This window comes from Vreelandella zhanjiangensis DSM 21076, from assembly GCF_000377665.1.
GTDB classification, from domain to species: domain Bacteria; phylum Pseudomonadota; class Gammaproteobacteria; order Pseudomonadales; family Halomonadaceae; genus Vreelandella; species Vreelandella zhanjiangensis.
Genome location: NZ_KB898646.1, coordinates 541,011 through 564,919, shown reverse-complemented (window position 1 = coordinate 564,919; position 23,909 = coordinate 541,011). Strand labels below are relative to the sequence as shown.

General features: G+C 50.4%; 19 protein-coding genes. 10 read left to right on the top strand and 9 right to left on the bottom strand.

What is annotated here, in order from left to right; translation table 11 throughout:
* The first annotated feature begins 253 nt into the window (after positions 1-253).
* Positions 254-1,684: a YfcC family protein gene (locus tag D467_RS0102430; protein WP_018915918.1), complete on the top strand. Its 1,431-nt coding sequence runs from the start codon at positions 254-256 to the stop codon at positions 1,682-1,684.
* Between the two features lie 39 nt (positions 1,685-1,723).
* On the opposite strand, the gene D467_RS0102425 is transcribed toward D467_RS0102430, so the two are convergent.
* Complete coding sequence (locus D467_RS0102425) at positions 1,724-2,626, bottom strand: LysR family transcriptional regulator (RefSeq protein WP_018915917.1); 903 nt, start codon at positions 2,624-2,626, stop codon at positions 1,724-1,726.
* Between the two features lie 192 nt (positions 2,627-2,818).
* On the opposite strand from D467_RS0102425, the gene D467_RS0102420 reads away from it, so the two are divergent.
* From D467_RS0102420 to D467_RS0102405, 4 genes are all read left to right on the top strand, one after another.
* Positions 2,819-4,237 (top strand): M20 family metallopeptidase, encoded by a 1,419-nt coding sequence (locus tag D467_RS0102420; RefSeq protein ID WP_018915916.1) that lies wholly within the window; start codon positions 2,819-2,821, stop codon positions 4,235-4,237.
* Positions 4,238-4,243: 6 nt separating this feature from the next.
* Positions 4,244-5,077: a tryptophan 2,3-dioxygenase gene (kynA, locus tag D467_RS0102415; protein WP_018915915.1), complete on the top strand. Its 834-nt coding sequence runs from the start codon at positions 4,244-4,246 to the stop codon at positions 5,075-5,077.
* Between the two features lie 67 nt (positions 5,078-5,144).
* Positions 5,145-6,374 carry a kynureninase gene (gene kynU / locus D467_RS0102410; protein WP_018915914.1) on the top strand — a complete coding sequence of 410 codons (1,230 nt, stop codon included), beginning with the start codon at positions 5,145-5,147 and terminating at the stop codon, positions 6,372-6,374.
* Between the two features lie 11 nt (positions 6,375-6,385).
* The gene (locus D467_RS0102405; RefSeq protein ID WP_040460050.1) at positions 6,386-7,147 is read left to right on the top strand and encodes an alpha/beta hydrolase; all 762 of its coding nucleotides are present in this window, start codon (positions 6,386-6,388) and stop codon (positions 7,145-7,147) included.
* 66 nt (positions 7,148-7,213) lie between these two features.
* Here the strand turns inward: D467_RS0102405 and D467_RS0102400 are convergent, their stop codons facing one another.
* The 4 genes from D467_RS0102400 to proA form a co-directional block, all read right to left on the bottom strand.
* Positions 7,214-7,705, bottom strand: coding sequence for a 2-thiouracil desulfurase family protein (locus D467_RS0102400; RefSeq protein WP_018915912.1), 492 nt, complete (start codon positions 7,703-7,705; stop codon positions 7,214-7,216).
* 56 nt (positions 7,706-7,761) lie between these two features.
* Entirely contained in the window at positions 7,762-8,145 is a 384-nt protein-coding gene (locus D467_RS18960) for a DoxX family protein (protein ID WP_040459979.1), read from the bottom strand.
* Positions 8,146-8,590: 445 nt separating this feature from the next.
* Positions 8,591-9,646: a hypothetical protein gene (locus tag D467_RS0102390; protein ID WP_018915910.1), complete on the bottom strand. Its 1,056-nt coding sequence runs from the start codon at positions 9,644-9,646 to the stop codon at positions 8,591-8,593.
* Positions 9,647-10,765: 1,119 nt separating this feature from the next.
* Positions 10,766-16,003 carry an anti-phage protein ProA gene (gene proA, locus D467_RS0102375; protein WP_018915908.1) on the bottom strand — a complete coding sequence of 1,746 codons (5,238 nt, stop codon included), beginning with the start codon at positions 16,001-16,003 and terminating at the stop codon, positions 10,766-10,768.
* Between the two features lie 377 nt (positions 16,004-16,380).
* Between proA and D467_RS0102370 the strand changes: the two genes are divergently transcribed.
* The gene (locus D467_RS0102370; RefSeq protein ID WP_018915907.1) at positions 16,381-17,340 is read left to right on the top strand and encodes a hypothetical protein; all 960 of its coding nucleotides are present in this window, start codon (positions 16,381-16,383) and stop codon (positions 17,338-17,340) included.
* A 94-nt stretch (positions 17,341-17,434) separates the two neighbouring features.
* On the opposite strand, the gene map is transcribed toward D467_RS0102370, so the two are convergent.
* The 4 genes from map to D467_RS0102350 all read right to left on the bottom strand — a co-directional run bounded on the left by map (position 17,435) and on the right by D467_RS0102350 (position 19,977).
* Positions 17,435-18,229 carry a type I methionyl aminopeptidase gene (gene map / locus D467_RS0102365; protein ID WP_018915906.1) on the bottom strand — a complete coding sequence of 265 codons (795 nt, stop codon included), beginning with the start codon at positions 18,227-18,229 and terminating at the stop codon, positions 17,435-17,437.
* Positions 18,222-18,428, bottom strand: a complete 207-nt coding sequence (locus D467_RS0102360) for a ParD-like family protein (RefSeq protein WP_018915905.1) — start codon at positions 18,426-18,428, stop codon at positions 18,222-18,224. Before D467_RS0102360 ends, map begins: the two co-directional genes overlap by 8 nt.
* 118 nt (positions 18,429-18,546) lie before the next feature.
* Entirely contained in the window at positions 18,547-19,344 is a 798-nt protein-coding gene (locus D467_RS0102355; RefSeq protein ID WP_018915904.1) for a M48 family metallopeptidase, read from the bottom strand.
* 354 nt (positions 19,345-19,698) lie between these two features.
* Positions 19,699-19,977 (bottom strand): hypothetical protein, encoded by a 279-nt coding sequence (locus D467_RS0102350; protein ID WP_018915903.1) that lies wholly within the window; start codon positions 19,975-19,977, stop codon positions 19,699-19,701.
* Positions 19,978-20,419: 442 nt separating this feature from the next.
* Here D467_RS0102350 and D467_RS0102345 point away from each other — a divergent pair, with 442 nt between their 5' ends.
* The 4 genes from D467_RS0102345 (at position 20,420) to arsH (ending at position 23,908) form a co-directional block, all read left to right on the top strand.
* Positions 20,420-22,177: a sensor domain-containing phosphodiesterase gene (locus tag D467_RS0102345; RefSeq protein WP_018915902.1), complete on the top strand. Its 1,758-nt coding sequence runs from the start codon at positions 20,420-20,422 to the stop codon at positions 22,175-22,177.
* 197 nt (positions 22,178-22,374) lie between these two features.
* Complete coding sequence (locus tag D467_RS0102340) at positions 22,375-22,764, top strand: ArsR/SmtB family transcription factor (protein ID WP_244147794.1); 390 nt, start codon at positions 22,375-22,377, stop codon at positions 22,762-22,764.
* Between the two features lie 5 nt (positions 22,765-22,769).
* Positions 22,770-23,183: an arsenate reductase (glutaredoxin) gene (gene arsC / locus D467_RS0102335; protein ID WP_018915900.1), complete on the top strand. Its 414-nt coding sequence runs from the start codon at positions 22,770-22,772 to the stop codon at positions 23,181-23,183.
* Entirely contained in the window at positions 23,180-23,908 is a 729-nt protein-coding gene (gene arsH / locus D467_RS0102330; protein ID WP_018915899.1) for an arsenical resistance protein ArsH, read from the top strand. The genes arsC and arsH overlap by 4 nt, the downstream gene beginning before the upstream one ends.
* Position 23,909 lies beyond the last annotated feature (1 nt).

Sequence of the window (23,909 nt, the reverse complement as noted above, 5' to 3'; positions counted from 1 at the left end):
GTTGTCTCCCAGCGCCCTCCCTTGCCGAAAATAGAAAGCGCATTTGTTTTATTTACAATTGTCCGCTTGTGGCTTCCTTGGTAGCTTGATTTTCAAACAACCATACAATGGCAAAGCCGTTAACGAGCATAGCAACGACACATGTTAACGACGCAAGATCTGGCACTATGACAGGCCAAGACGCGCCCTGAGTACGCCTCTCTACGCAAGCCGTAACCATTAAAATGACAATCCTCTGAAAGTGGAGATCCTCATGTCCTCAAAGATCACCCCAGGCGAGGCAGGCGCTACGCGAGTCAAGAAAAAGCTGCCCATGCCGGATGTGTTTATCATCTTGTTCGGCTTCATGATCCTGGTCTTGCTGGCCTCCTATATCATTCCTGCTGGCACCTATGAGCGCAGTACCGCCAACGGCCTGACCCAGGTGGCCACCGACAGTTTTCGCTACATCGAGGCTGCGCCGCTAAACGTCATGGATCTGTTCACCGCCATCCATAACGGACTGGTGGCGGCGTCCACGCTGGTCTTTCTTATCCTGATCGTGGGTGGCGTGCTGAAAGTCATCGAGTCTACCGGGGCGATCAGCGCGGGGATCTACCGTTTGCTCAATTTGGCGCAAGGTCGGCAGAACCTGCTTATCTTCGTCTACTGCGCCACCTTTGCAACGCTTGCCTCGGTGGGCGTAGGGGCCAACCTGGCAATCGCGTTTATTCCTATCGGTCTGATTCTGGCCCGCTCGATGAAGCTTGATCCTATCGTTGGGGTCGCGATCATCTTTCTGGGCTCCTACGCCGGTTTTGGCGCCGGCGTGTTCGACCCCACCGTGACCGTCACCGGCCAGACCATTGCCGAGCTTCCGCTATTTTCAGGCTTCATGTACCGCGGAGCGATCTTTGTGGTCTTCCTGGCCATTACCGCCGCTTACATCTGCCGCTACGCCAAGCGTATCAAGCAAGATCCAAGCTTAAGCGTGATGGGTGCCGAGGCATTCGAAAGCGCGGGCCACGATAGCCAACCGGATGCCTACCCCACCTTTACCCTTACCCATAAGCTTGTGCTGGCACTGTTCCCCCTGGCCATCGGCTTCTTCCTGTTCGGCGCCTTCAATCGGGACTGGGGCATTCCTCAGCTTTCCGCCACCTTCATCATGCTGGGTATCGTCACAGCGTTCATCGGGCGAATTTCACCCAACGCCTTTATCAAACGCCTGATGAATGGCGCGGGTGAAGTGATGTACGGTGCGCTGGTAGTCGGCGTGGCGGCGGCAGTCATCGTGCTGCTGAAACAGGCTCAGCTTATCGACACCCTGGTGCACAGCGTGGCTACCTCGCTGGATGGCCACGGCAAGATCGTCGCGATGGAGCTTCTTTACGTGTTCAATCTGGTCTTCAACGGGCTGATCACTTCCGGCACCGGCCAGGCGGCGATCGTCATGCCGATCATGGTGCCGATTGGCGATATGCTGGAAGTTACCCGCCAGGCCACCTTCATCACCTTCAAACTAGGTGATGCGGTCACCAATATCATCACCCCGCTTTCCGGCACGCTGATGGCCTGCCTTGCCATCGCGCGTATCTCTTACGTCGAATGGTTCAAGTTTGCCCTGCCCCTGGTCGCGATCTGGATCGTGACCGGTGGCGTGTTCGTGGCGGTGGCCGTGGGCATCAATTACGGCCCTTTCTAAAGAGCCACTGGTAACTCAGACGGCGAAGGCGGCACGCCACTACACACAGGCCGCCTTCAGCCGCGCTTCCAGAAAGGTTAAAAAAGCGTCGATATGCTCAGGCATATGGCGCTCTGCCATCACTTGTACCTGAAGGCTTCTTAACGATAGCTGCGGTTCCTGAAGCGGTTTCAACACCAGGCCTTCACTGTGCGTTTTGCCACTGACCGCGACGGCACTACACAGGCCAATCATGTTCGGATGCTCGCATACCATGGTGTAAGTGGCGCCCAGTGAATCGCAGGAGAAGCTGGGGTGGACCTTGATGCCCGACAGGCTGCATGCCACATCGAATAGATAGCGCATGGTCGAGCCGTTCAGCGACATGGTCAGCGGATAGTGGCTTAGATCTTCCACGTAAAGGGCCTCCCTATCAGCCAGCGGATGATGTTGTGACATCAGCGCGCCAATCGCTGCGCTATGGCTGGAAACCACCTGGATGCCGATATCCGGCGAGAGGCTGAACGTCAGGGCGATATCCGCCGCTCCTTCTTTTACAAGCTCTGAAGCGCGTACTGAATCAACCACCTGTAGATCAAATCGGGTATCGGGATAGTGGCTGATAAACCCTGAGATGACGCTGGGTAGAAAGTGCCAAGCCATGCCATCGGGGCAGGCAACGCTGATTTTACGCTGCTGGCGTGTAGTGACATCCTGCATCTGGGTGATGACGCTTTCCACCTCCAGCTGGTTACGCAGCGCATAGGCTTGCAGCAGCCTGCCCGCTTCGGTCAGCTGCATACCCCGGGGCTGGCGATCGAACAGTTTAAGGTCCAGGCGCTGCTCAAGATTAGTGATCTGGCGGCTCACCGCCGAGACGGCAACGTGCAGCTCTTCCGCGGCAGCAGAAAGCGAGCCGGTTTTAGCGACGCTATGAAAATAGCGCAAGTTGAGTTCCTGCATATTGCCTCATGGCTTATCAATGACAGGCTCAACCGGCAGGCATTAGCGCAGGTTGAACGTGAACATGGCTTCCAATAATTAGAAAGACTATTTGAGATATTAATGATGGTAGCAAAGCGCGGCAAGATTTAGTCTCTGGGTGAGAGATTTTCCCGCACCGCTTTTCTGCAATGACAACGACAAGGGCAGTTAATGGATAAATCACTTTCAGGACGCGAACGCGCCTTAAAACTGGCCACTGACACACTGACCGATGGCACCTTTTACAACACATTGGCGCGCCGGGTAGCCATGAAAACGGTAAGCCAGGACCCCGCCCGTCAAGCCACGCTGCACGATTACCTGACCCAGGAAATGGTGCCGCTTTTAAGCAAGCTGGGGTTTGCCTGTGACATCATCGATAACCCTCAGCCCGGCCGCCCGCCGCTGCTGATAGGCCAGCGCATCGAAGACCCAGCCTACTCGACGCTGCTGCTCTATGGTCATGGCGATGTCACCGATGGCCAGGAAGCAACCTGGGCCGAGGGCATTGACCCTTGGGCGCTGACCTTTATTGATGGCCGCGTTTACGGCCGCGGCACAGCGGACAACAAGGGCCAGCACAGCGTTAACCTCGCAGCGCTTGAAGCGGTCATCAAGGCGCGCGATGGCAAGCTTGGCTACAACGTCAAGATCCTGTTCGAGATGAGCGAAGAAATCGGCTCGCCCGGGCTTGAAGAGACCTGCCTTGCCTATCAAGAAGCCCTTGCGGCGGATCTGTTTCTGGCCTCCGACGGCCCGCGCATCCGTGCCGATATGCCCACGCTGTTTTTGGGCTCCCGCGGTGTGGTGCAGTTCAAGCTTGGGTTAAATACCGGCAACGGCGGTCGCCACTCCGGCAACTGGGGCGGAGTGATCACCAACCCGGCCGTGGTGCTGTGTAACGCCATCGCCACACTGTTATCAAACGAGGGCAGAATTCAGGTCGATTTTCTCAAAGCGCCCGCCATTACCGAAGAACTCGCCCAGCTGATTCGTGAGCTGCCGGTAGGCGGTGACAGCACTGATCCTGCCATTAACAAAAATTGGGGCGAAAAGGGTCTGACCAACGGCGAACGCCTGTATGGCACCAACACTCTGGAAATCCTGGGCATGAGCGCAGGCCGAACGGACAAGCCGGTAGGCGCGATTCCCGCCAACGCCGAAGCAGTCTTGCAGCTGCGATTCGTGAAGGGCACCGCATGGCAGGCATTGGAAGAGAACCTGCGCGCGCACCTGGATGCCCACGGCTTTGCCGATCTCACGCTTGAGATGCTGGGCGGCTACGCTGCCACCCGGCTTGATCCCAGCCACCCCTGGGTCGGTTTCGTGGCGGAATCCGCGCAGAAAAGCCTGGGTCAGCCTGCACACATTCTGCCCAACCTGGGCGGCACTATTCCCAACCACTGTTTTTCTGATGCGCTGAACCTGCCCACGGTATGGCTGCCCCACTCCTACCCCTCATGCAATCAGCACGCGCCCGACGAGCACCTGCTTGAAAACGTGGTCGAGCAGGGATTAAAAATGGCCGCTGGCGTATTCTGGGATCTAGGCGAAGCCCAGGCGCATACACTTACTACTCAAAAGGCGTGATCAACAATGACAACACCTAAGAACAGCGTCGATAACGAAGCCATCCACTGGGACCAGGACATCAGCTACGGCCAGTACCTGGACCTTGAGCCGTTGTTGGCTTGCCAGAACCCGGCGTCTGATCAGCACGATGAATTACTCTTCATCGTCATCCACCAGGTATCGGAGCTCTGGATCAAACTCTGCCTGCATGAAGCCCACGCGGCGGCCCAGCATATCGCCGCCGACAACCTCAGCCCGGCCTTTAAGATGCTAAGCCGCGTATCCCGAATTCAGGAACAGCTAATCAAAGCCTGGGAAGTACTGGTCACCATGACCCCGGCCGATTACGCCAGCTTCCGGGATAGCCTGGGGCAGAGTTCAGGCTTTCAGTCCTATCAGTATCGCGAGATTGAGTTTCTGCTGGGCAACAAGAACGCCAAGCTGATCGAAGCACATCGCGCCAAGCCGCGACACTATCAAAAACTGACCGAAGCGCTTAACTCACCCAGTATTTACGATGTTGTGCTTCAATTGCTTGGTCGGCGTGGTTTTGCCATTCCCGCTGACAAAATCGAACGGGACTGGAGCATCCCCTACTCGCCGAGTAGCGAAGTAGAAGCAGCCTGGATGGAGATCTACCGCAATAGTGAAAAGCACTGGGATTTGTACGAGCTTGCCGAAAAGCTTGTGGATGTCGAATTCAACTTCCAGCGCTGGCGGTTCAGTCACATGAAAACGGTAGAACGTATTATTGGCTACCGACGCGGCACCGGTGGATCGTCTGGCGTGAATTATCTGGTCAAGGCGCTGGACCTTCAGTTCTTCCCCGAACTCTGGAGTGTAAGAACGTCGGTTTAAGGGCACATGCCTAATGACGCTTCCCCTTTTTCATGAGTAACGATTTTCGTTTTGCTGGAGTACCAAGATGCGCGTGAGCCTGGATAACGTTCGTGAAATGGATCGCCAAGACCCCCTGGCGGATTTCAAACGCCGCTTTGCCCTGCCCGAGGGCGTGCTCTACCTGGATGGCAACTCGCTGGGTGCTCAGCCGGTAGCCGCCAAAAGAGCGGTAGATGACACGCTGGACCAGTGGCGTGCCCAACTGATCAAAGGCTGGAACCAGGGCTGGTTCGATGCCCCCGAACGTCTGGGCAACCTTCTGGCCCCGGTTATCGGTGCCCAGGATGGTGAAGTGGTGGTGACGGACAATATCACGCTCAATATCTTCAAGTTGTTGGGGTATATTTTGGACAAGCGCCAGGATGAACGGCGTATCGTACTCAGCGAAGGCGGCAACTTCCCCACTGATGCTTATATTGCCCAGGGCTATTGCCGGGTCAGTGGCAATGAACACCGCTTCTTGCCCGAAGGCGGCAACCTGGCAGAACATCTGGATGGCGTGGCTGTTGTGGTACTTAGCCAAGTCAACTACCGCACCGGCCAGCTGCGGGATATGGCCGCAACCACTCAGCTGGTACACGAGCATGGCGCCGAGATCATCTGGGACTTAGCTCACTCGGCCGGCGCCCTGCCTATCGACCTTAACGGTGCGGGCGCACGCTACGCGGTCGGCTGCACCTATAAGTACTTGAACGGTGGCCCTGGCGCGCCGGCATTTCTTTACGTGCATCGCGATCATCTGGACAGCACCTGGCAGCCACTTTCGGGCTGGCATGGGCATACCTCGCCTTTCGCTTTTCAGGCCGATTACACCCCTGCCAATGACATCTCTCGCTTTCGTACCGGCACCCACTCGGCCCTTATCTACTCAGCCCTTGAAGCCTCGCTTAGCATGTGGGCCGAGGTTGATATGCAGGCCCTACGTGATAAAAGCCTCGCCCTGAGTAATCTGTTCCGTGAGTGCCTGGAAGATATCTTTGCAGCGCGTGGCATCGAAGATATTACCCCCACAGCCAGCCAACGTGGCAGCCAGGTATCGTTGATCGACGGTGAAAACGGCTACGCCATTGTGCAGGCGCTGATCGCCCGTGGCGTCATTGGCGACTACCGCGAACCCGGCTTGATGCGCTTCGGCTTCACCCCGCTGTATTTAAGCTACGAGGATGTCTGGCAGGCCGCGCAGCACTTCCGCGAGGTTGTCGAAAGCGGCGAATATCAGGACCCGCAGTTTCATGTTCGTGGCGCCGTCACCTGATGACAGAGCTGATGACAGAACTAACGCTGGATCTCGCCTACTCGCCGAGTCATTTCGCGACGGATTTTGAAGCCACTCTCACGCGCCAGGCAGCTGCCGGACACGCGTTAAGAGCCCGCCATCAGCCGATGGCGTTGAGCTATGGTGATGATCCGGCGGCGTGTCTGCACCTGTTTATTCCACCTGGGGAAGGCCCCTGCCCGTTGATGGTCTTCATTCACGGCGGCTATTGGCAGGAGCTTGATCACACCGCGACTGATTTTCTGGCCGAACACTATCTGGAACGGGGCATGGCTTTTGCCTCCATTGGCTATGGCTTAGCCCCCACCACCACGATCGATACCATGATCGCTCAGTGTGTTCAGGGCCTTGAAGCGGCGTATCATGCGCTTGAAGACAACGGTGGAACCTGGTCCATCACACTCGGTGGCCATAGCGCAGGCGCCCAGTTGGCTTACTGGGTAGCTGTTAGCGGCAAAGTGCCTATTGATAAGCTGGTGCTGGTTAGCGGCGTTTATGACCTTACGCCACTGGTCGACACCTACGTTAATGAACCCTTGGGTTTAACCCAAACGCAGGCACAAGCACTAAGCCCGCAATTTGGCGAGTTGGCCAAGCTGCCGCCCAGCCAGATAGTGATTGCTGAAAATGATCCGCCCGCGTTTCACCAGCAGGGGCACAATTTTATAGCGCTGCTACGCGCAGCCAACGTTCAGGCAGAGCTGGTTGAGCTGCCTGGGTGTGATCACTTTGATGTGTTGGAGTATTTGTAGGTACAGCTGCGCTATCAATGACAATGACAACACCATCGCTTCTTAACGATGGCATTGATCCTGTTTTTAGCGGTTCTTGCTGTGTAATACGTTATTAGCGCTTTCAATCGTGTATTGGCTAAACACTTCAATACCGTTGTCTCTCAAGAGCGCTGCCGTCACGCCCGCCCCGGCTATTTTACGACCAGTAAAGCTGCCATCGTATATCGCTGAGCTTCCGCAGGAGGGGCTGTTTTCGGTTAATACCGCGACACGAATATTATGTTTTTGGCATAGCGCCAAGGCCAGCTGGGCGCCTTTTTTAAAATAATCCGTCACATCACTACCGGATGCTTCAACCACCGCCGCCGCTTCTGCCCACACCCCATAACCATCCCCTGCGAATATTTCTGCCGGCGCCCTGGGAATGCTCATGCCCGCATCAACCTCGGGGCACACCGAAATAACGCGACCTTCAGCCCGCCACTGATCAAGTATGCTTTCAGAAACAGACACAGCGTGACCGTCATAGCGGACTTTTCTACCCAACAGGCAGGCGCTCACCAGCACTTTTTCCATCGTATCTTCTTTAGCCTAAATTGTTGATTATGCCGCTCAAGGCACAGTATTCAACCTTATAGCCAGTATCCAACCTGCCGCTTTTCAGGGGTGATAGTCCACCAAACAAACCAGATAAATAAAAACTGCAGAGGTAAACGGATATATAACAGCAGCGCAGGTATATTCGGATATTGCTCAGGATGTAACGCCATATTTATGTTGGCGGGGTAAACAGCAATAATTAAGGCAATCAAGCCACACCCCGCCAGAAACCGCGTTTTGGAAACCAGGATTCCAATGGCGCCGAGCAGTTCAAAAACACCGCTGATAAGCACCAGCTCTTTGTGATAGCCCAGATAATCGGGCATCGCCATTACAAAGAAATCTGTTAAGACAAAATGGGCGATGCCACCCGACAAGAAAAACAAGGCGATGATCAGCAACGGTATTCTTGGCATAGGTCGTCCTGCATCGACTGATGTATTTGGGTCTTCTCGATCTGCGCCTGGAAGTGAGGGTTGTTATTAGCGCATTCATAGACGACAAGCTGCCATAATTTTATCAAATGGCATCGAGCTTGTTTAGCTGGGCTTCAAGGAGCCAACAATTAGCTGACACGGCCGTTTGATAACTTGCAGTAGTTTCTTTCCAAGTCCAATTTAATGCGAGAGTCATGGGCAGGCTAAGTAGACAGCCAACCACTAACTGATACCAGTACTACGATACCATAGCGTTACGTTATACGACGAAGCCGACTTGCCCCATATATACCTCCCGGACTCATTATAAACAGCGCCAGCATCTTTTTGGGGCGGCAAACCACAATTTCTTTTTTAACTCTTGATAGAAAAAAACTATCCTCCTTGCAATAATCCAAGATATTTTATCAAAAATTCTCACTATTTAAATAATTAAAAATAACAATAAAATCAAAGCTGCAGTTATACCAAAAGAAAATAGCAACATAACAATAACATCTTTTCTTGCTTTAACATTTTCCTGATGAATTACACATCCATTAATTGAGAGCAACATATATTCAGACTTATAACGACATACTTCAGCTTGAATCCAACTATTCATACTCTTATCTATTACATGTTTATTTTTCAAATGCTCAGGTAGAGAACACTTCACACCTCCTATATACAAACCATCTTTTTTAAATAAAAAACGACCGTTAATATTGCTAATTATTTGCATTTCAGGAATACAAGCATATTGTATATTGCGAATAAAAAAAACAAAAATAATCATCATAGCGATAGGGAAATAGAAATATTGAAGATCATTAATTAACCATACAATAGGAATAGACATAACCGACGAAAAACCAAACAAAGCACTTAATGTCATATATTTTTGTGGGAAAAACACTTGCATCTGAGAAGATAAAGACTTTCTTTCCTCTTCCGAAGCATATCTTTTAGATATAATCCCAGTTCCTAAGCTATCAATAATCTTATTTTCAATATCCACATTGACAGGAATAATAGCCTTCAGGTGACTACAAAAACCAGAATTAACACTTGGGTAACTAATTATCTCAGCATAAATATCTTCATTCTCAAGCCCTTTCATTAATACAAAACTATAACACCCTTTAACATTTTTAAAGCCTTCAAAATATTTTTGTGATGCGTTATTAAGTTTAACTCTTCCAAGAAACCATCTAACAAAATGAACAGTATCCCAATTTCGAGTAATTCTCTTATACTTTAATTGATTTATGCAGACATCCATACTATAAACATAATCCGATACAAAAATGCCACCGAAAATTTCGTAATAATGGTTTTTTTCATCCTCAGAAAGTTCTCTTACCACCTCTAAAGAGCAATCAAACTGGCCTAGAATTTTTTTCTTTGAAAAATAAAGACCAATCTTAGACCAATAAAAGAAAGCTATTAACTCTCCACTAACAAAAAAAATAAAAAATAGATGCAAAGCAATATTCATACAGCCTCTTTAAAAGACAATAAATGAGAAAATATTCATCAATCGAGAGAATTAAATACCGACTCTATGTATAGCAATGTCAACATCAAACCATTTGCCCAAGTGATCATTCAACTCACCTATACATTTCGCACATTTCAAATTGCCTATATGAAGCTTTTCATCACTAGAAGAGGGCTTCCCTCGCACTCGACTTATTGCCTGCCCACGAAAAATCAACGCCGGCTTTATATTCTTGGTCAGTATCAAAATAGCAACCGCCATAGCGACAGAAAAATAAAAATACTGAAAACTAACAGTCATCCATATTCAAAATATGAATATTAAAAAAGAAAACTACTCATTGACAAAAAAGCATCTCTTACATGATTAAACGCACGGTGATCTTTAGACAACGCAATGCTTCACCGCCTGTCATATATTGACTATAAAGGGCTAACGTGTCCTGGCCATCGACAATCAATTTTTTTAAGTATACCATTTTGTGTGTGCGTAATGAACTTATGATTGGCTCCTGGTTAGCCAATTATCTCATGAAAAACACTATCACTATTTTGCTATCTTATTATAATAAAACAGCAAACACCGACAGTGCCTTTTAACTTCTTAAACTGAGGACTATACGCTGAATCAATCAAGATATTTCTAAGCCATCATTTAGCCACTATTAATGGAAAAGCATTCCCTCCTACTATGGCAAGCTACTTAGACCTAGACTAACTCTCATTAACACTGGCATAATTTTTATAGATATTGTCCGATACAAGATCTTATCTAAAATCCTTTATGTAATTTTCTCTTTCAGCCTCATCAAGCTGCCTAACGATGACAGTAGAACCATAACCTTTTGTTCAATACACCTAAACCCAAAAATAGATTAATCTTTGGCCAATAATGAGCAATGACTATTATCACCGCGATTACGAAAAAAATACATTCCTCTTGTCTTATAATAACGCTATTCCAAATCAAACTGAAAATAAAATCATGCTGAATAAAATATAAAGTAAATCTTATCTATATCTTTACGCCTCATATGTTACATCATCCACCTATTATAGATTATAGCCGATAGGGGATGGGCCAACGGCCCTCCCCCTTAGACTGGCACGCAGCGAATTACTTGGCAGTTAAGAAATCCTTCGACACAGCGTCTTTTTCCAACTGTTTCGACAAAGCCGCATCCAGCATATCCAATGCTTTCGTCTTGTTCGTCCACCAATCCGTTGACCATACTCTGAATAGCGTCCAACCCAAGCCTTCCAATACCCCCTGGCGGACCTTATCGCGCTCACGGGCATAAACAGAACTGTGGTACATGGCGCCGTCACATTCGATCCCGGCAAGGTAAACGCCAGGCTTATCCGGATGAACAATGCCCATGTCGATACGGTAGGCAGATACACCGATTTGTGGATGGACTATCCAGCCTTTTTCTTGCAGCGCTCGGGCAACCGCAATCTCAAACGGCGATTCGAAATCGCCCATAGATCCATGCGCGGCGGCACCTAGCGCTGAAGCGCCGCGCTCGGCATACTCGAGGAAGTGCTTAAGATCTGCCACGGCACGGGCGGAGGTGCGGGATAGGTCGATGCGTTCCGGAGCCAGAGTAGAGAACACCACCATTTCCGAGCGGGCGCGGGTCATCGCCACGTTCAATCGACGTTCGCCACCGTTACGATTCAGCGGGCCGAAGTTCATGGTAACGTGGCCGGCTTCATCCGGGCCGTAAGTGATGCTAAACAAAATTACATCACGCTCATCACCCTGCACCGTTTCCAGATTTTTAACGAATACCGGCTCCAACTCATCATCGGAGAAAGCCCATTCAATGTCGGAATCTTCGCTACGGGCATTGTCTAACAGGTCCTCGATCAGGCTCTGCTGCTCGGTATTGAAGGTCACGACCCCAATGGACTGACGGCGCACCGCTTCACTTTCCGAGGTCAGCCGACGCACAATCTCGGCCACAATGGCCTGGGCTTCCCCTTGGTTATGGCGAGCCTTGCCGCGGGCATAGAACCCTTCTGGCCGCACCAGAGAAACGCCCTTGTCAGGATGTACCGGGGCCGGAAAAGTCACCAGCGAGTTGTCATAGTAGCGGTTGTTGGAGAATGCAATCAGGCTTTCACGGCGGGAACGATAGTGCAGGTTGAGTACCTGCTGAGGAATACTGGCCCCCATCAGCTCGTCTAGAATACTTTCGAGATCTCCCTCTCCATCGACATCACCATCTGGGTCGTCATCTGAGCGGCCGAAAAAGTTGGTCGGAGGCATCTGCTTGGGGTCGCCCGCTACAATGACCTGCTTACCACGCGCCAGTGAACCAACCGCATCCCAAACGGTAATCTGCGAGGCTTCATCAAAAATCACCACGTCAAATAACGCCTGTCCAGGAGAAAGGAACTGAGCGATGGATAGCGGTGACATCATTAAGCAAGGCGCCAGCGTGGTAATTGCATCGGGAATGGTTTCCATCATTTCCCGCACCGGCTTGTGACGCATTTTTTTCTGCAACTCGTGACGTAAAACGCCCCAGGATGAGCTTTTCTGAATGTCATCCTGACCAGGTATCTCTCCAGACAAGTTGGCGGCAATATATTGGGCGGTCAGTGTGCTGAAGTGGGTGTCCAACTCGCGGAAATTCTGAATCGTGGCCTGGTGCTCTGGCGATGAGAAAGTTCGTAGCACGTCATCTTCGCCAATCACTGCTGCTGACCACCAGGCGCAGTAGGCAGCCTCAAAGACATTCTCAATCTCATCTGCCGCAACGCGGCCTTGCTCAATACCCTCGACCAGAGGGCCAAGCTGGCAGTCCAGCGCTTCGGAACGGCGCCGCATCCAGGCACACCAACCTTTCAGCGAAATGTGGTTATCGATAATCCGCTGGCAATGAACGCTTAATGTCTCCAAGGCTGGCGCTTGAGCATCTAGATGCTCGTCCAGTGTAGAGCCAATCAACCCTTCAAACTGAATTTTTAATGCCGTAAACGCTTCGAACGTCGTTTGAAAATCATTGATAACGCGCCCTAAGGGGGCTTCCGGCGCCAGCAGGTCGTTGGCATCGTATAGCAACGTACGGATTTTGCCGCGCAGTACCGCCAGCGACTCGGCATCATCCGCCAGTTTGCCGACCGCACTACGGGCGCGAGCCCCCAATAGCTTCAAGGAGGCCATGACCTCAGGGTCAGAGTTATACGTATCCCAACCACGTAGCCCTTTTAACACACCATCCAAACGATCAATCTGGCCGCCCGTTTCGCGCAGTTGCATGAGCAAGGGAATGTCATTGTCCGGGTCTGGAGTGCCAAGCGCGCCACCTGCACGCATTTGCTTTACGATGGCGCGCTTGGCAAACCATCGTTTCGGCCACCATGTTTCGCTGGCTGCCGCCCAGTTCGGGCCAAGCACAGCGGCATCCAGCGCTTGCCACGCCAGCGGCGCATAGTTACAGCTTAATTTGGCCTGAGTAGCGATATAGTTTTTGAGCTGGGTGACTGCTTCTTCCAACGCATCAAGCCGGTCAGGCGCGTCAGGTTCCAGAGCGAATGAAGCTGGTTGACGGTAAGCATCCAGCAATACCTGACCACATTCCGACAGCGCCGAAAGCTTGGCCAGGTTTACCGCCTCAAGTTCGATCCCCAGTGCTTTATCCAGCGCTACCACTTCTTGAGCCATTTTGTCAGCACTGGCCTGAAGCTGTCTGGCGACGCTGACCACCTCTTCTTGCCACTGAGGCCGCCACTCGTGATGCGTAACAAGACTTAGGGGGTGATCCACCAAGCTGCCAACCGCCTTGGCCTGCACAGCCAACAGCGCGGCCAATTCGCGTAACTGTGCCAGCTGTTGCTCATCGTGAACATCGCTATTGGCCCAACGCAGTTTTACCTTGGCGGCAAAATCTGCATCACGAATTTTAATGCCCATCGCATAGTGCGCTGTCAGCCCGTTACGGCGGCGCATATGCAAGGTATTTACTACCCCATTCAAGCGGTCACGCAACGCCCTTAATCGTTCGCCCTCTGCCTTCCAGTCACTTGCTGATGCCTTGGAAACACTATTCCAGGCAGTGCGTAATTGGTCCAATACATCTGCCTTTTTTGCCTTGTTGGAGTGTAACTCCAGGCAAAATTGGCCGAGACCGACTTCACGCAAGCGGCGATGCACAACGTCCAATGCAGCCGTCTTTTCAGATACGAAAAGTACCTTCTTCCCTTTACCCAACATATGAGCAATGAGATTGCCGATGGTCTGACTTTTCCCGGTACCCGGCGGCCCGATGATGACAAAATCTTTACCTCGGTCAGCGGTGGCAATAGCCGACATCTGAGATGAATCCACGGGAAGGGGTGTCAATAAATCCGCAGGAGTATATTCCCGGTCAATCTCCCTTGCTTCTACAAAACGAATATCGCTTCCATAGGGTTCGCGCGGGCTATCCAGAAGATGCTGCACTACCGGGCTTTCTTTTAAGGCCTCGGAGCGGTCCGTCAAATCTTTCCACATTAGATACTTGGCAAAGGAAAAATGCCCAAGCACAACCTCTTCCACTACCTCAAACCCAGGCACTTCTTTAATGGAGTGGCGCACCAGATTCCAGATATAGCCTACATCGATGCCGCTTTCATCTTCTGGCAGAACACCAGATAATCCTTTAATTTCAACACCAAAATCCTTTTTTAATAATTCTAATAGTGTTGTATTGAAACGGGGCTCGTCATCACTGGCAACTATCTTTACGCCACTGCGTACTGACTTTCGCTCCAGGGACACCGGCAGCAGGATCAGCGGCGCGCGGTAGCGGCGGTTGTCTTTATCAGCAGGCTTCCATAACAGAAAACCAACTGCCAAGAACAAGGTGTTGGAACCGCCCTCCTTGAGTGAAGTTTGTGCCTTGCGGTAAATTTCTATTGTTCGTCTTTCCAGTTCCTCCTTGGTGAGATTTACCAACACTTGCCTTTTGGCAAGCGCATCACGGGAGTAAACATCCTTGAGCTCTTCGCCTGTTCGCTGGCGATGAATAGCTTCATCCTGACCTTCGGACTGAAGTCTTGGAAAAGGGGCAATGGCAATACGCGCGCCCGTGGCTAAGACATCTTCCAGTGCACCGGGATCGCCGCATACCAGTTGCAGGTTACTTTTACTGGGTTTCTGGTTAAGCAGCGGGTTGCGCGCTGAAAGGTCCAGCAGCTTACGTTGCCAGCGCTCCAAACGGCCACCTGGCGTGTCTTCAAACAGCCCCTGCTCCATGTATACAGTAGCTGCCGGCAGGTGGGGGGCTTCTTCCAAGACTGGTTCGAAAACGGCAGCCGTATCGTCCGCTTCAAAAGACCGCTCTGAATGAGCCGTCAAGCTGATGGGGTTGATACGGTGGGCTCGCGCTCGACGAATATCCACCACAGCGTCAAATTCGTGATCCTTCTCCAATGAAACCTGTTTATTTCCAGCTTCGACCGCTTTGGAAAAAGGTGGAGCAGGATGCTGAGTGGTAAAGGTAGTCTCGATCAGAATGAGTTCTTGAAGTGGAATACGCTGGCGAAGAGTTTCTGCTTCATCCACTACTACGCTCGAAAGGTCTTCTTTTTCCAACCAGAGCCCTACCAGCGCATGCCCTTTCGTCAGTACGATCAGCGGATTCAGCTGAGCCTGTTCCAGGGCGGCTGCAAATAGCAAGGTAGTGTCCAGACAGGTCGCGACCTTGGCGCTTTCAATCTGATGGGGCAGACGAATCTTTTGACCATTTTTTTCGAAGCTGGAGGGTGGAAACGCATAGCCCAGCTGCATTCTTATGATGGCAGTGTAAATGGCCGAAGCCATGAGCCATACCTGCTCACGGCTGTTGGATTGATAACCATCGATCTCGTCAGGCTTACCCGCTTTGCGCAATATCTGGCTAGCTTGGCCTAGTAGCCGGTCCACCGCGGGATCGTTGGGTGTGCAAAACGCCGCCAACAGCTCTGGCATATAGGAGGCCCCGCCCCACTCATTACACGCCAGCAATTCTACGGGCACTTCATGCGTTGCCTGAATCATCTCCCCTTGGCGAACACTTAGGGTCACCGTCCCGCGCATGGATTCCGTTAATCCCAACAGAAAACCGCCGTCTAACTCCAGGTCTCGATCCTTTAACTCCAGCAGGCTACCCGCGGCTAATCGATCAATTTTCCAGGTTTTCTGCTTCAAGAAAGCAGGCGAGGCTTCAAGCGTGACGGTAAGATCTACACTTTCATGTTCTTTATCAAGATTTTCGAGCTGCAAGTCGCGCAGCACCGCAAATGCGCTTTGATGGCAGGCAAAGTTGATTTTCTCCACCAGCGTTACATGCAGCTTGAGTAGCGATGACTCATCGTTAGACATGAAATGTCCTTACAAAAATTATTAAACGAATCTTTTCTATGATGAAATTTAGCATAGCTAACCATATCGAGACTCCTTACCGTCATCTTAGAATAATTAAGCTGGAGCGCGCTATAGGTGTAACCCCCTAATCTGAAGAGCAGAAAAAATAAAGACACTATCCCCTGCACTAGCGTGTAGGACTTTTGAGAGCTGACAGAATACGAATATTAGGAATCCTGGTTCCTAGTCTAATTTAACAAAGTCAATCAACCTAGATTAGGCTTAGATAAGCGTTAGTATTAAAAATATTCGAAATAATCAAATCATTACTTAAAAGATAATTAAAATTAAATTACAATGATCTATCAAACGAAATTCTCCACAAAGATGCCATTATGCGCCTATCACATAACTCCCTCTGGATACCATTATCGCTTTTGCTTGTTGGCTGTAACAATGAGCTTGCCACATTAACGTTCGATCATCATGTTATTGACAACTCAAACGATACACTCATTCAAGCCTACCACAATGAGTTAAACGCACTAATATCCGAACATGGTATTGATCCAGAAGATATCAAGATAACAAGCAGCACACGAGCTCGGCGTTCGATTGTGCTCAAAGTTCCGTTCTTTGGCGGCCCTGATGATAGCTTAATCGCCTCACTAAAAGAGCATCTACAATCAATCGTTGATAATAAAGAAACTGCTCTGAAAGTAACCTTTAATCTTCTGCCTGATAAAATGAGTAGAATATCGTCAGAAGAGAGAGAAGAGATTGAGGCATTAGCACAAGAATATGTTGTTACGCTAGAGATCGAAGAACCAGTAATCCTGACAGATTACAGCCTTCTTGACGGTGCTAACGCCGTTTTATCTGGAAGTGAAACGGTTGAAAGCCATGCAAGTTGTAGTATGGCCATGCTAGTCGAGCCAAAGCTTCCATTTCGACAATTAACACTCGGCGGTGAGACCGAAGAAGATTTTTATCAAATATTCGTCAGAAAATTACATGTAAGTAATACGTCAAGAGGAATCCCTGTCGATATTACGACCAATAACCAGATACTCCAGGAAGCTTTCGAAAACGATGAAGTAGCTATGTTCATCAATGTTCGAGACGAGTATGTCAACCCAGTTAGAGCGCTCTATGAAGGAACAGACACTAGACAACTGTTAGAGATTGATTTTGGATCAATAGGAGCAATACGCCATGAATACGGTTCCGTAAACCAATACAGCATGTCAGGACTCGAAAAGAGATGTACCAATTTGGCAGCCACCTATGGTCGTCCTTTCACATATCAGTATGGGGAATCGTTGGACAGACTGGAGTCGGTAAGCTTTAACTAAAATTATACTTTAACTAATAGCAGGTTCTTACAAAACCTGCTATTAACCAGTAAATAAAACAATAATACACAAATAAAATTTTGATTTATATAAATTAATTAAGATCAATATTCAGCATGGAGCATTCTTCATCACGCAGCGTCAGCACCTCGACACCCTCTGCAGTAACCGCAACCGTATGCTCCCACTGCGCGGATAATGTCTTGTCGCTGGTCACTACCGTCCAGCCATCTTTCTTGGTTTTTATCTTGGCTTTGCCCTGGTTAATCATGGGCTCAATGGTAAACACCATGCCTTGTTTTAATACCAGCCCTTTACCCGGCTTGCCGTAATGCAGCACTTCGGGCTCTTCATGCATTTCGCGGCCAATGCCGTGGCCACAGTAGTCACGCACTACCGAGTAGCCGTTCTGTTCCGCATGCCGCTGAATTGCGTGGCCTACATCGCCAAGCGTTGCGCCCGGCTTAACGGTGCGGATGCCTTCCCACATGGCCTCATAGGTTTTATCGACCAAGCGTTTTGCGATGGGTTTTACATCGCCCACTAGGTACATCTTACTTGAATCGGCAATAAACCCATTCTTCTCAAGTGTGATATCGACGTTAACAATATCGCCGGATTTAAGCGCCTGCGCTTCAGAAGGAACGCCATGACACACCACATGATTCACAGACGCATTCAGCACATATTGATAGTCATATTGCCCTTTGCTGGCGGGGCGAGCTTTTAACTCATCAACGATATAGCGCTCGGCCCAATCATTGATCTGCATGGTGGTAGCACCCGGCACGATCAGTGCATCGAGATAGCTGAATACAGACGCGAGCAAACGCCCGGCTTCGCGCATCAACGTCAGCTCTTGTTCATTTTTGAGTACTACGTTAGCCACCGATCACCTTCCTTACCTCAATGTCCGCCTGCTTCATCTGCTCGCGCATGATGTCAGAGAAGGTCATGCCCGGGTTGGCTTCGGCCAGCATGCCTACCTTAATCCAATATTCCGCCTGCGCATTGATCGAGCGCACCATGACTGAACTGGCTTTACGAATGTCTTCGTGTAGGTGATCGTTGATTTTTACGATGCCCATGAAATGCCTTTTCATATATGAAACGTATATGGAATATATATTAGCGCATTAATAGGCAGCAAGCTGCCAAAATTTCTCCAAGCGGTATCAATCTTGTTTGGCTGGCCTTCGACTAGCTTCAACAGTCAGCAGGAGTGACCGTTTGATAGATAGCTGTAGCTTCTTCCAAACCTTGTTGTAATGCATTGATACGAGAGGCGTGGGCGGGGTGAGTAGACAAAAATTCAGGCGGCTGGCCACTTCCAGCCGCGGCCATGTTGCGCCAAAGCACCACACTGTGTTGCGGATCGAACCCGGCACGAGCCATGATGGCTAATCCCATCAAATCGGCCTCTTCCTCATGGGTGCGGCTAAACGGCAGACTAATGCCAAGTTGAGCACCGATGCCCAGCGCCTGCATCAATTGTTGATGCCCCATATCGCCTTCTCCCATCAATCCCACCAGCATCAGTACGGCTTTGATGCCTAGCTGTTGGGTAAGCCGTTCATTGCCATGGTCAGCCAGCACATGGCTTACCTCGTGTCCGATCACCGCCGCCAACTGGGCGGGCGTCTCGGCCACATCCAATAAACCGCTATGTACACCAATGCGCCCACCCGGCAGCGCGAAAGCATTGGGTGAAGGCTCTTCAAACACGACGACTTCCCAGGCTTCAGGAAAATCGAGGTCGGGATAGCTTGCTTCAGCGGCGGCGACCACCTGTTGAGCCACGCACTGCACCAATCCATTAACGGCCGTATCGCGTGATATCGGCTGGTTGTTTATTAGCTGCTCGAAAGCATCTTCGCCCATTTGCGCCATCATGTTATGAGGCACCAGCGCCAGTTGAGAGCGCCCTGTCGGCGTCTCATCACAGCCTGCCAAAAATACCAGCTGCACTACGACCAGCAGGCGTAACAGGTAACGTATAGGCATCGGTGGTTCCACTTAGGGTTCAGGAATCGTGCAACAAGCTTTAAGGCGCCGCCGTTCATCGCGTTCATCAACACTGCCAAGCCCAAGATGCCGATCATTTTCATATGCCACAAACAGGCGATCATGATCCAATACCGCAATTTGCAACTCTTAAGCTATTTTAACTCTTAACTGTAGAAAGAAATTAGGGCTGACAAGCGCGGCTTAGTTGGTCATCGCTACTTTTAGAGAGTTTTAAAGTAGCGCTTGGGTTTGGTCAAAGAAATGTGAATGAAAGAATGTCATGATTTTAGGCTCCGGTGACTAATGACGCGATCTACCGGAGCTTACTTCTAGCAAAACCCACGGTTCATTTTATCCCAACACCTTTGGCCACCAACCAAAGAAAACACCTATTTGAATTAACCCGCTGATACTCCCAATTATTCCAGCGGCAACACCTACATAAACCTCGATTTTTTCAAGTGATATTTTGACTTCAGAACTACTAGAACTTGCCTCAAAGCTAGTCGCTTTACGCCTATTATTTATCAATTTCCATTTAGCCCAACAAGCGATACCAAACCCAGCCAAGATTAAAGCTGAAACAATCCATAATGGTATACCCGCAAATAAATTATATATCTGTTCCATATCCCCAACCTTAAGCTAAGTCAAAAAATTAACCACAAGCAATGCTGCTAATCTGGCTAATCACATGGAATAAATGATCATGCTGATTACATTTCGGACAGGTCACTTTCGTATCGGTTGCTACTTTTCAGGATAGGCTGATTATGAGTATTCGGCCAAAAGCGGGCTTTTAGAGGAGACATTCGTGAAGGAGACCTAAGAGTCATCAAGCGTCCATTGAGCTCCGCCGTGCTCAGGGCTCAGGGCTCAGGGCTCAACACGTAGAATACCTTCTGACCCAGCTTAATGGATAAATCCTGCAGCTCACGATATCAGAGCTATTCACCTGCCTTTGATGTAAAAAGCATAAGAAATGTATTTCATTAATCAACAATATCTACATTTGACTAGTATAATCATTACTCAAAGGATCAACATTTCCCACAGGGTAATACAACTTATAATGAGTACCCAGGAACAGAATCGTTTGTTCGCACTCCGACAGCTAAATCTGCTGGACACCTCGCCCAGTGAAAGCTTTGACCGGATCACACGGATGGCCAGTCAGCTTTTCGGTTTGCCGATCGCAGCCGTATCGCTTACTGATGAGAATCGTCAGTGGTTTAAGTCTAGAGTAGGCGTTGATCATTGGGAAATACCGCGTGAAACGGCCCCTTGCGCTGATGTCTGTGACTCCTCTCAACTCCTTATCATCCCGGATCTTCTCGCCTCGGACTGCTACCGGAACAGCTATTTAGCGAACTCGGGCATTCGTTTCTACGCGGGCGCACCGTTAGTCACACGAGAGGGTCATACATTGGGCGCGATGTGCGTTCTGGGCACTCATCCACGTGAGGTGTCTGAACAAGAACAGGCGACGCTTTACGATCTGGCCGCCATGGTCATGGCACAGATTGAATTGCAGCATGCTTTCGGCCGGATCGACCCATTGACGGGCCTTTCCAACCGTCATCAGTTTGCCGAAGACTTGCAGGACATGCAGCGAGATGCCCCGAACGGACAAAGAGTTGCCTTGTTTACCGAGGTAGTCGACGCCAGCGAATTAAGTACCCTTCACCGTACCATGGGCCCCGTTTTTCTAGATGAATTGGCACGTATTACCGCTCGTTGCCTGCAGCAGGCTATCAGTTCGAAATCGAAGCTCTATGACCTGGGCGGATGTCGATTTGTGCACTTGGTGGACCAAACGAGTGATACCAACTTGCTGAAAGAAGCAACTCGTTTACGCCAAGCGCTTCTCGTGCTCGAAACCACCCGAGCCATACCTGTATTGGTACGCCCTACCGTGGGCATCGCTCATTTTTGTCTGAGCGAAGTCACGGCCGAAGATGTCTTGCGAACCGCTCATGCCGCTTGCCTGGATGCCCGTCAGGCAGGAAAAGGTGCTGGGCTCTTTTCATGGGATCTGGATGCCCATTACCAACGATGCTTTACCCTACAGGGCGACATCGGCCCGGCACTTGAAAGCGGGAATGAGCTTTATCTAGTGTTCCAGCCACGAGTCTCGCTTGCGAACGGAGAGTGCTTAGGGGCGGAAGCGTTATTGCGTTGGAAACACCCTACCCTGGGTGAGGTATCGCCTGGCGAATTTATTCCATTGATCGAAAATACGCCCATGATAAAACCGCTAACGCAGTGGGTGTTGCGTCATGCCATTCGACAAGCGGCAGCTTGGCATCGGGCTGGGAAAACACTTCAGATTTCGGTCAATGTATCAGCAACCAATCTTGAGGAAGAGGATTTTGCCAGACGGCTCCTGGATGAAATGGCGCATATGGGGCTACCGAGCACCGCTATAGAAGTGGAGCTTACCGAAAGCGCCATGATTAGCCAGGGGGAAGTGGCGAGTAACCAGTTAAAAGCGCTAACCGCAGCAGGCCTACGGATCGCAATCGACGATTTTGGTACCGGCTATAGTAGCCTCTCCTATCTGCATGAGATTCCTGCCCACACCGTAAAAATAGATCGCCGCTTTATCACCGAGCTTGGTGAGGACGCGCGCACCGAGACGCTGGTTAATTCCATGATCTCAATGGCCCATGACCTGGGCTACCGCGTGGTGGCCGAAGGAATAGAAAACGATACCTCCTACCACCGCCTTATGGAGCTAGGCTGCGACGAGGGCCAAGGCTATTTTATCGCTAAGCCACTCTTGCCCGGGATATTTGAAAAATGGCTATATAAAAAAGCAGCTCGATAAGCCTAATTGTCTGGGGCTCCTCAGTGCGTTTGTGCTCTGGCAATAAAGCGTTAGATAGAAGCCAATACACTGATAGAAAGCAGCAGGCCGCCTTTATAAGAAGCGGTCCATGGGATTAGTTAGCGCAAGACCTTCAGCGACAACGCCTGACGATCAACGCTTATATTTAACATTCCAGGCAACACATAAAAGAGAATTTGATTGTTATTTTTGGATATGTCCATAATACTCGACATATGGAAATAAAAAACGTTACCGCCAGTTTTAGCGCCCTTTCTCAGGAAACGCGTCTCGAAGCCTTCAGGCTTTTGGTACGTCATGAGCCCGAAGGCTTGCCTGCTGGGGAAATCGCACGTCAGTTAGCTGTGCCTCATAACACGATGTCGACGCATCTTTCAGTGCTTGCACGAGCGGGATGGGTCAATTCTCATCGGCAGAGTCGCTCGATTATTTATCGCGCCAATCTAGAACATATGCAGCAAACCCTCAGCTTTTTGATTCGCGATTGTTGTGCAGGCCACCCCGAGGTTTGCGAGCCGCTGTTCACGGCCTTCACTGACTGCTCTCTTGATACAGAGAAGGAATAATCCTTTTGAAAACGACGATTTACCATAACCCTGCCTGCGGCACCTCGCGCAATACGCTAGCCATCATCGAAGCGTCAGGTGAGGCACCCCAAGTGATCGAATACCTGAAGACACCCCCTAGCCGAGAGCGGCTGGTGGAGCTGATTTCGATGATGACAATTTCCCCTAGAGAGCTACTGCGCCGTAAGGGCACGCCCTTTGAAGAGCTCAATCTCGATGATCCAGCGTTAAGCGATGATCAACTGATAGACGCCATGATCGCGCACCCCATCCTGATCAATCGCCCCATTGTGGTAACCGATAAAGGCGCGCGCCTGTGCCGGCCATCAGAGCTTGTACTCGAGTTGTTGGCCAACCCAGTAACCACGTTTACCAAGGAAGATGGTGATGTCGTGCATTTTAAGGGCGGTCACCAATGAGCGAACCTGTCAGTTTTGATGATCTGCCCAACATCGCCCCTCATGAGCTACAGCCAATAGACGTGGACGCATTGACCAGACCAGATGCGCCGCGTCACCCACCCAGAATTCTGGTGCTTTATGGTTCTCTGCGCGAACGCTCTTTTTCACGCCTGGCGTCCGAAGAAGCGGCGCGGTTGCTACGCTGGTACGGCTGTGAAGTTCGCACCTTTAATCCTTCGGGCTTACCGCTGCCAGACGACTCAGAAGCCGACCATCCGAAGGTAAAAGAGCTGCGCGAACTTGCTCAATGGTCCGAAGGCATGCTCTGGGTCAGCCCCGAACGCCATGGGGCGATGACGGGCATTATGAAAACGCAAATCGACTGGATACCGCTATCGCTGGGCGGTGTTCGCCCTACTCAGGGCAAAACGCTGGCGGTGATGGAAGTGTCTGGCGGAAGCCAAAGCTTTAACGCCGTCAACCAGATGCGAATCCTAGGCCGCTGGATGCGCATGATTACCATCCCTAACCAATCCTCTGTCCCCAAAGCGTTCACCGAATTTGACGATGCCGGGCGCATGAAGCCTTCACCTCTCTATATGCGTCTCGTTGATGTGTGTGAGGAACTTGTGAAATTCACTTGGCTGACGCGAGATAGATCCGCTTATCTTACCGATCGCTATTCAGAGCGTGTCGAGAGCGCTGAAGAACTCTCTCGCCGCGTTAACCAAAACACTCACTGAC

Coding starts and splice junctions, on each gene's coding strand:
- D467_RS0102430 (WP_018915918.1), top strand. CDS start 254: ATGTCCTCAAAGATCACCCCAGGCGAGGCAGGCGCTACGCGAGTCAAG.
- D467_RS0102425 (WP_018915917.1), bottom strand. CDS start 2,626: ATGCAGGAACTCAACTTGCGCTATTTTCATAGCGTCGCTAAAACCGGC.
- D467_RS0102420 (WP_018915916.1), top strand. CDS start 2,819: ATGGATAAATCACTTTCAGGACGCGAACGCGCCTTAAAACTGGCCACT.
- kynA (WP_018915915.1), top strand. CDS start 4,244: ATGACAACACCTAAGAACAGCGTCGATAACGAAGCCATCCACTGGGAC.
- kynU (WP_018915914.1), top strand. CDS start 5,145: ATGCGCGTGAGCCTGGATAACGTTCGTGAAATGGATCGCCAAGACCCC.
- D467_RS0102405 (WP_040460050.1), top strand. CDS start 6,386: ATGACAGAACTAACGCTGGATCTCGCCTACTCGCCGAGTCATTTCGCG.
- D467_RS0102400 (WP_018915912.1), bottom strand. CDS start 7,705: ATGGAAAAAGTGCTGGTGAGCGCCTGCCTGTTGGGTAGAAAAGTCCGC.
- D467_RS18960 (WP_040459979.1), bottom strand. CDS start 8,145: ATGCCAAGAATACCGTTGCTGATCATCGCCTTGTTTTTCTTGTCGGGT.
- D467_RS0102390 (WP_018915910.1), bottom strand. CDS start 9,646: ATGAATATTGCTTTGCATCTATTTTTTATTTTTTTTGTTAGTGGAGAG.
- proA (WP_018915908.1), bottom strand. CDS start 16,003: ATGTCTAACGATGAGTCATCGCTACTCAAGCTGCATGTAACGCTGGTG.
- D467_RS0102370 (WP_018915907.1), top strand. CDS start 16,381: ATGCGCCTATCACATAACTCCCTCTGGATACCATTATCGCTTTTGCTT.
- D467_RS0102360 (WP_018915905.1), bottom strand. CDS start 18,428: ATGGGCATCGTAAAAATCAACGATCACCTACACGAAGACATTCGTAAA.
- D467_RS0102355 (WP_018915904.1), bottom strand. CDS start 19,344: ATGCCTATACGTTACCTGTTACGCCTGCTGGTCGTAGTGCAGCTGGTA.
- D467_RS0102350 (WP_018915903.1), bottom strand. CDS start 19,977: ATGGAACAGATATATAATTTATTTGCGGGTATACCATTATGGATTGTT.
- D467_RS0102345 (WP_018915902.1), top strand. CDS start 20,420: ATGAGTACCCAGGAACAGAATCGTTTGTTCGCACTCCGACAGCTAAAT.
- arsH (WP_018915899.1), top strand. CDS start 23,180: ATGAGCGAACCTGTCAGTTTTGATGATCTGCCCAACATCGCCCCTCAT.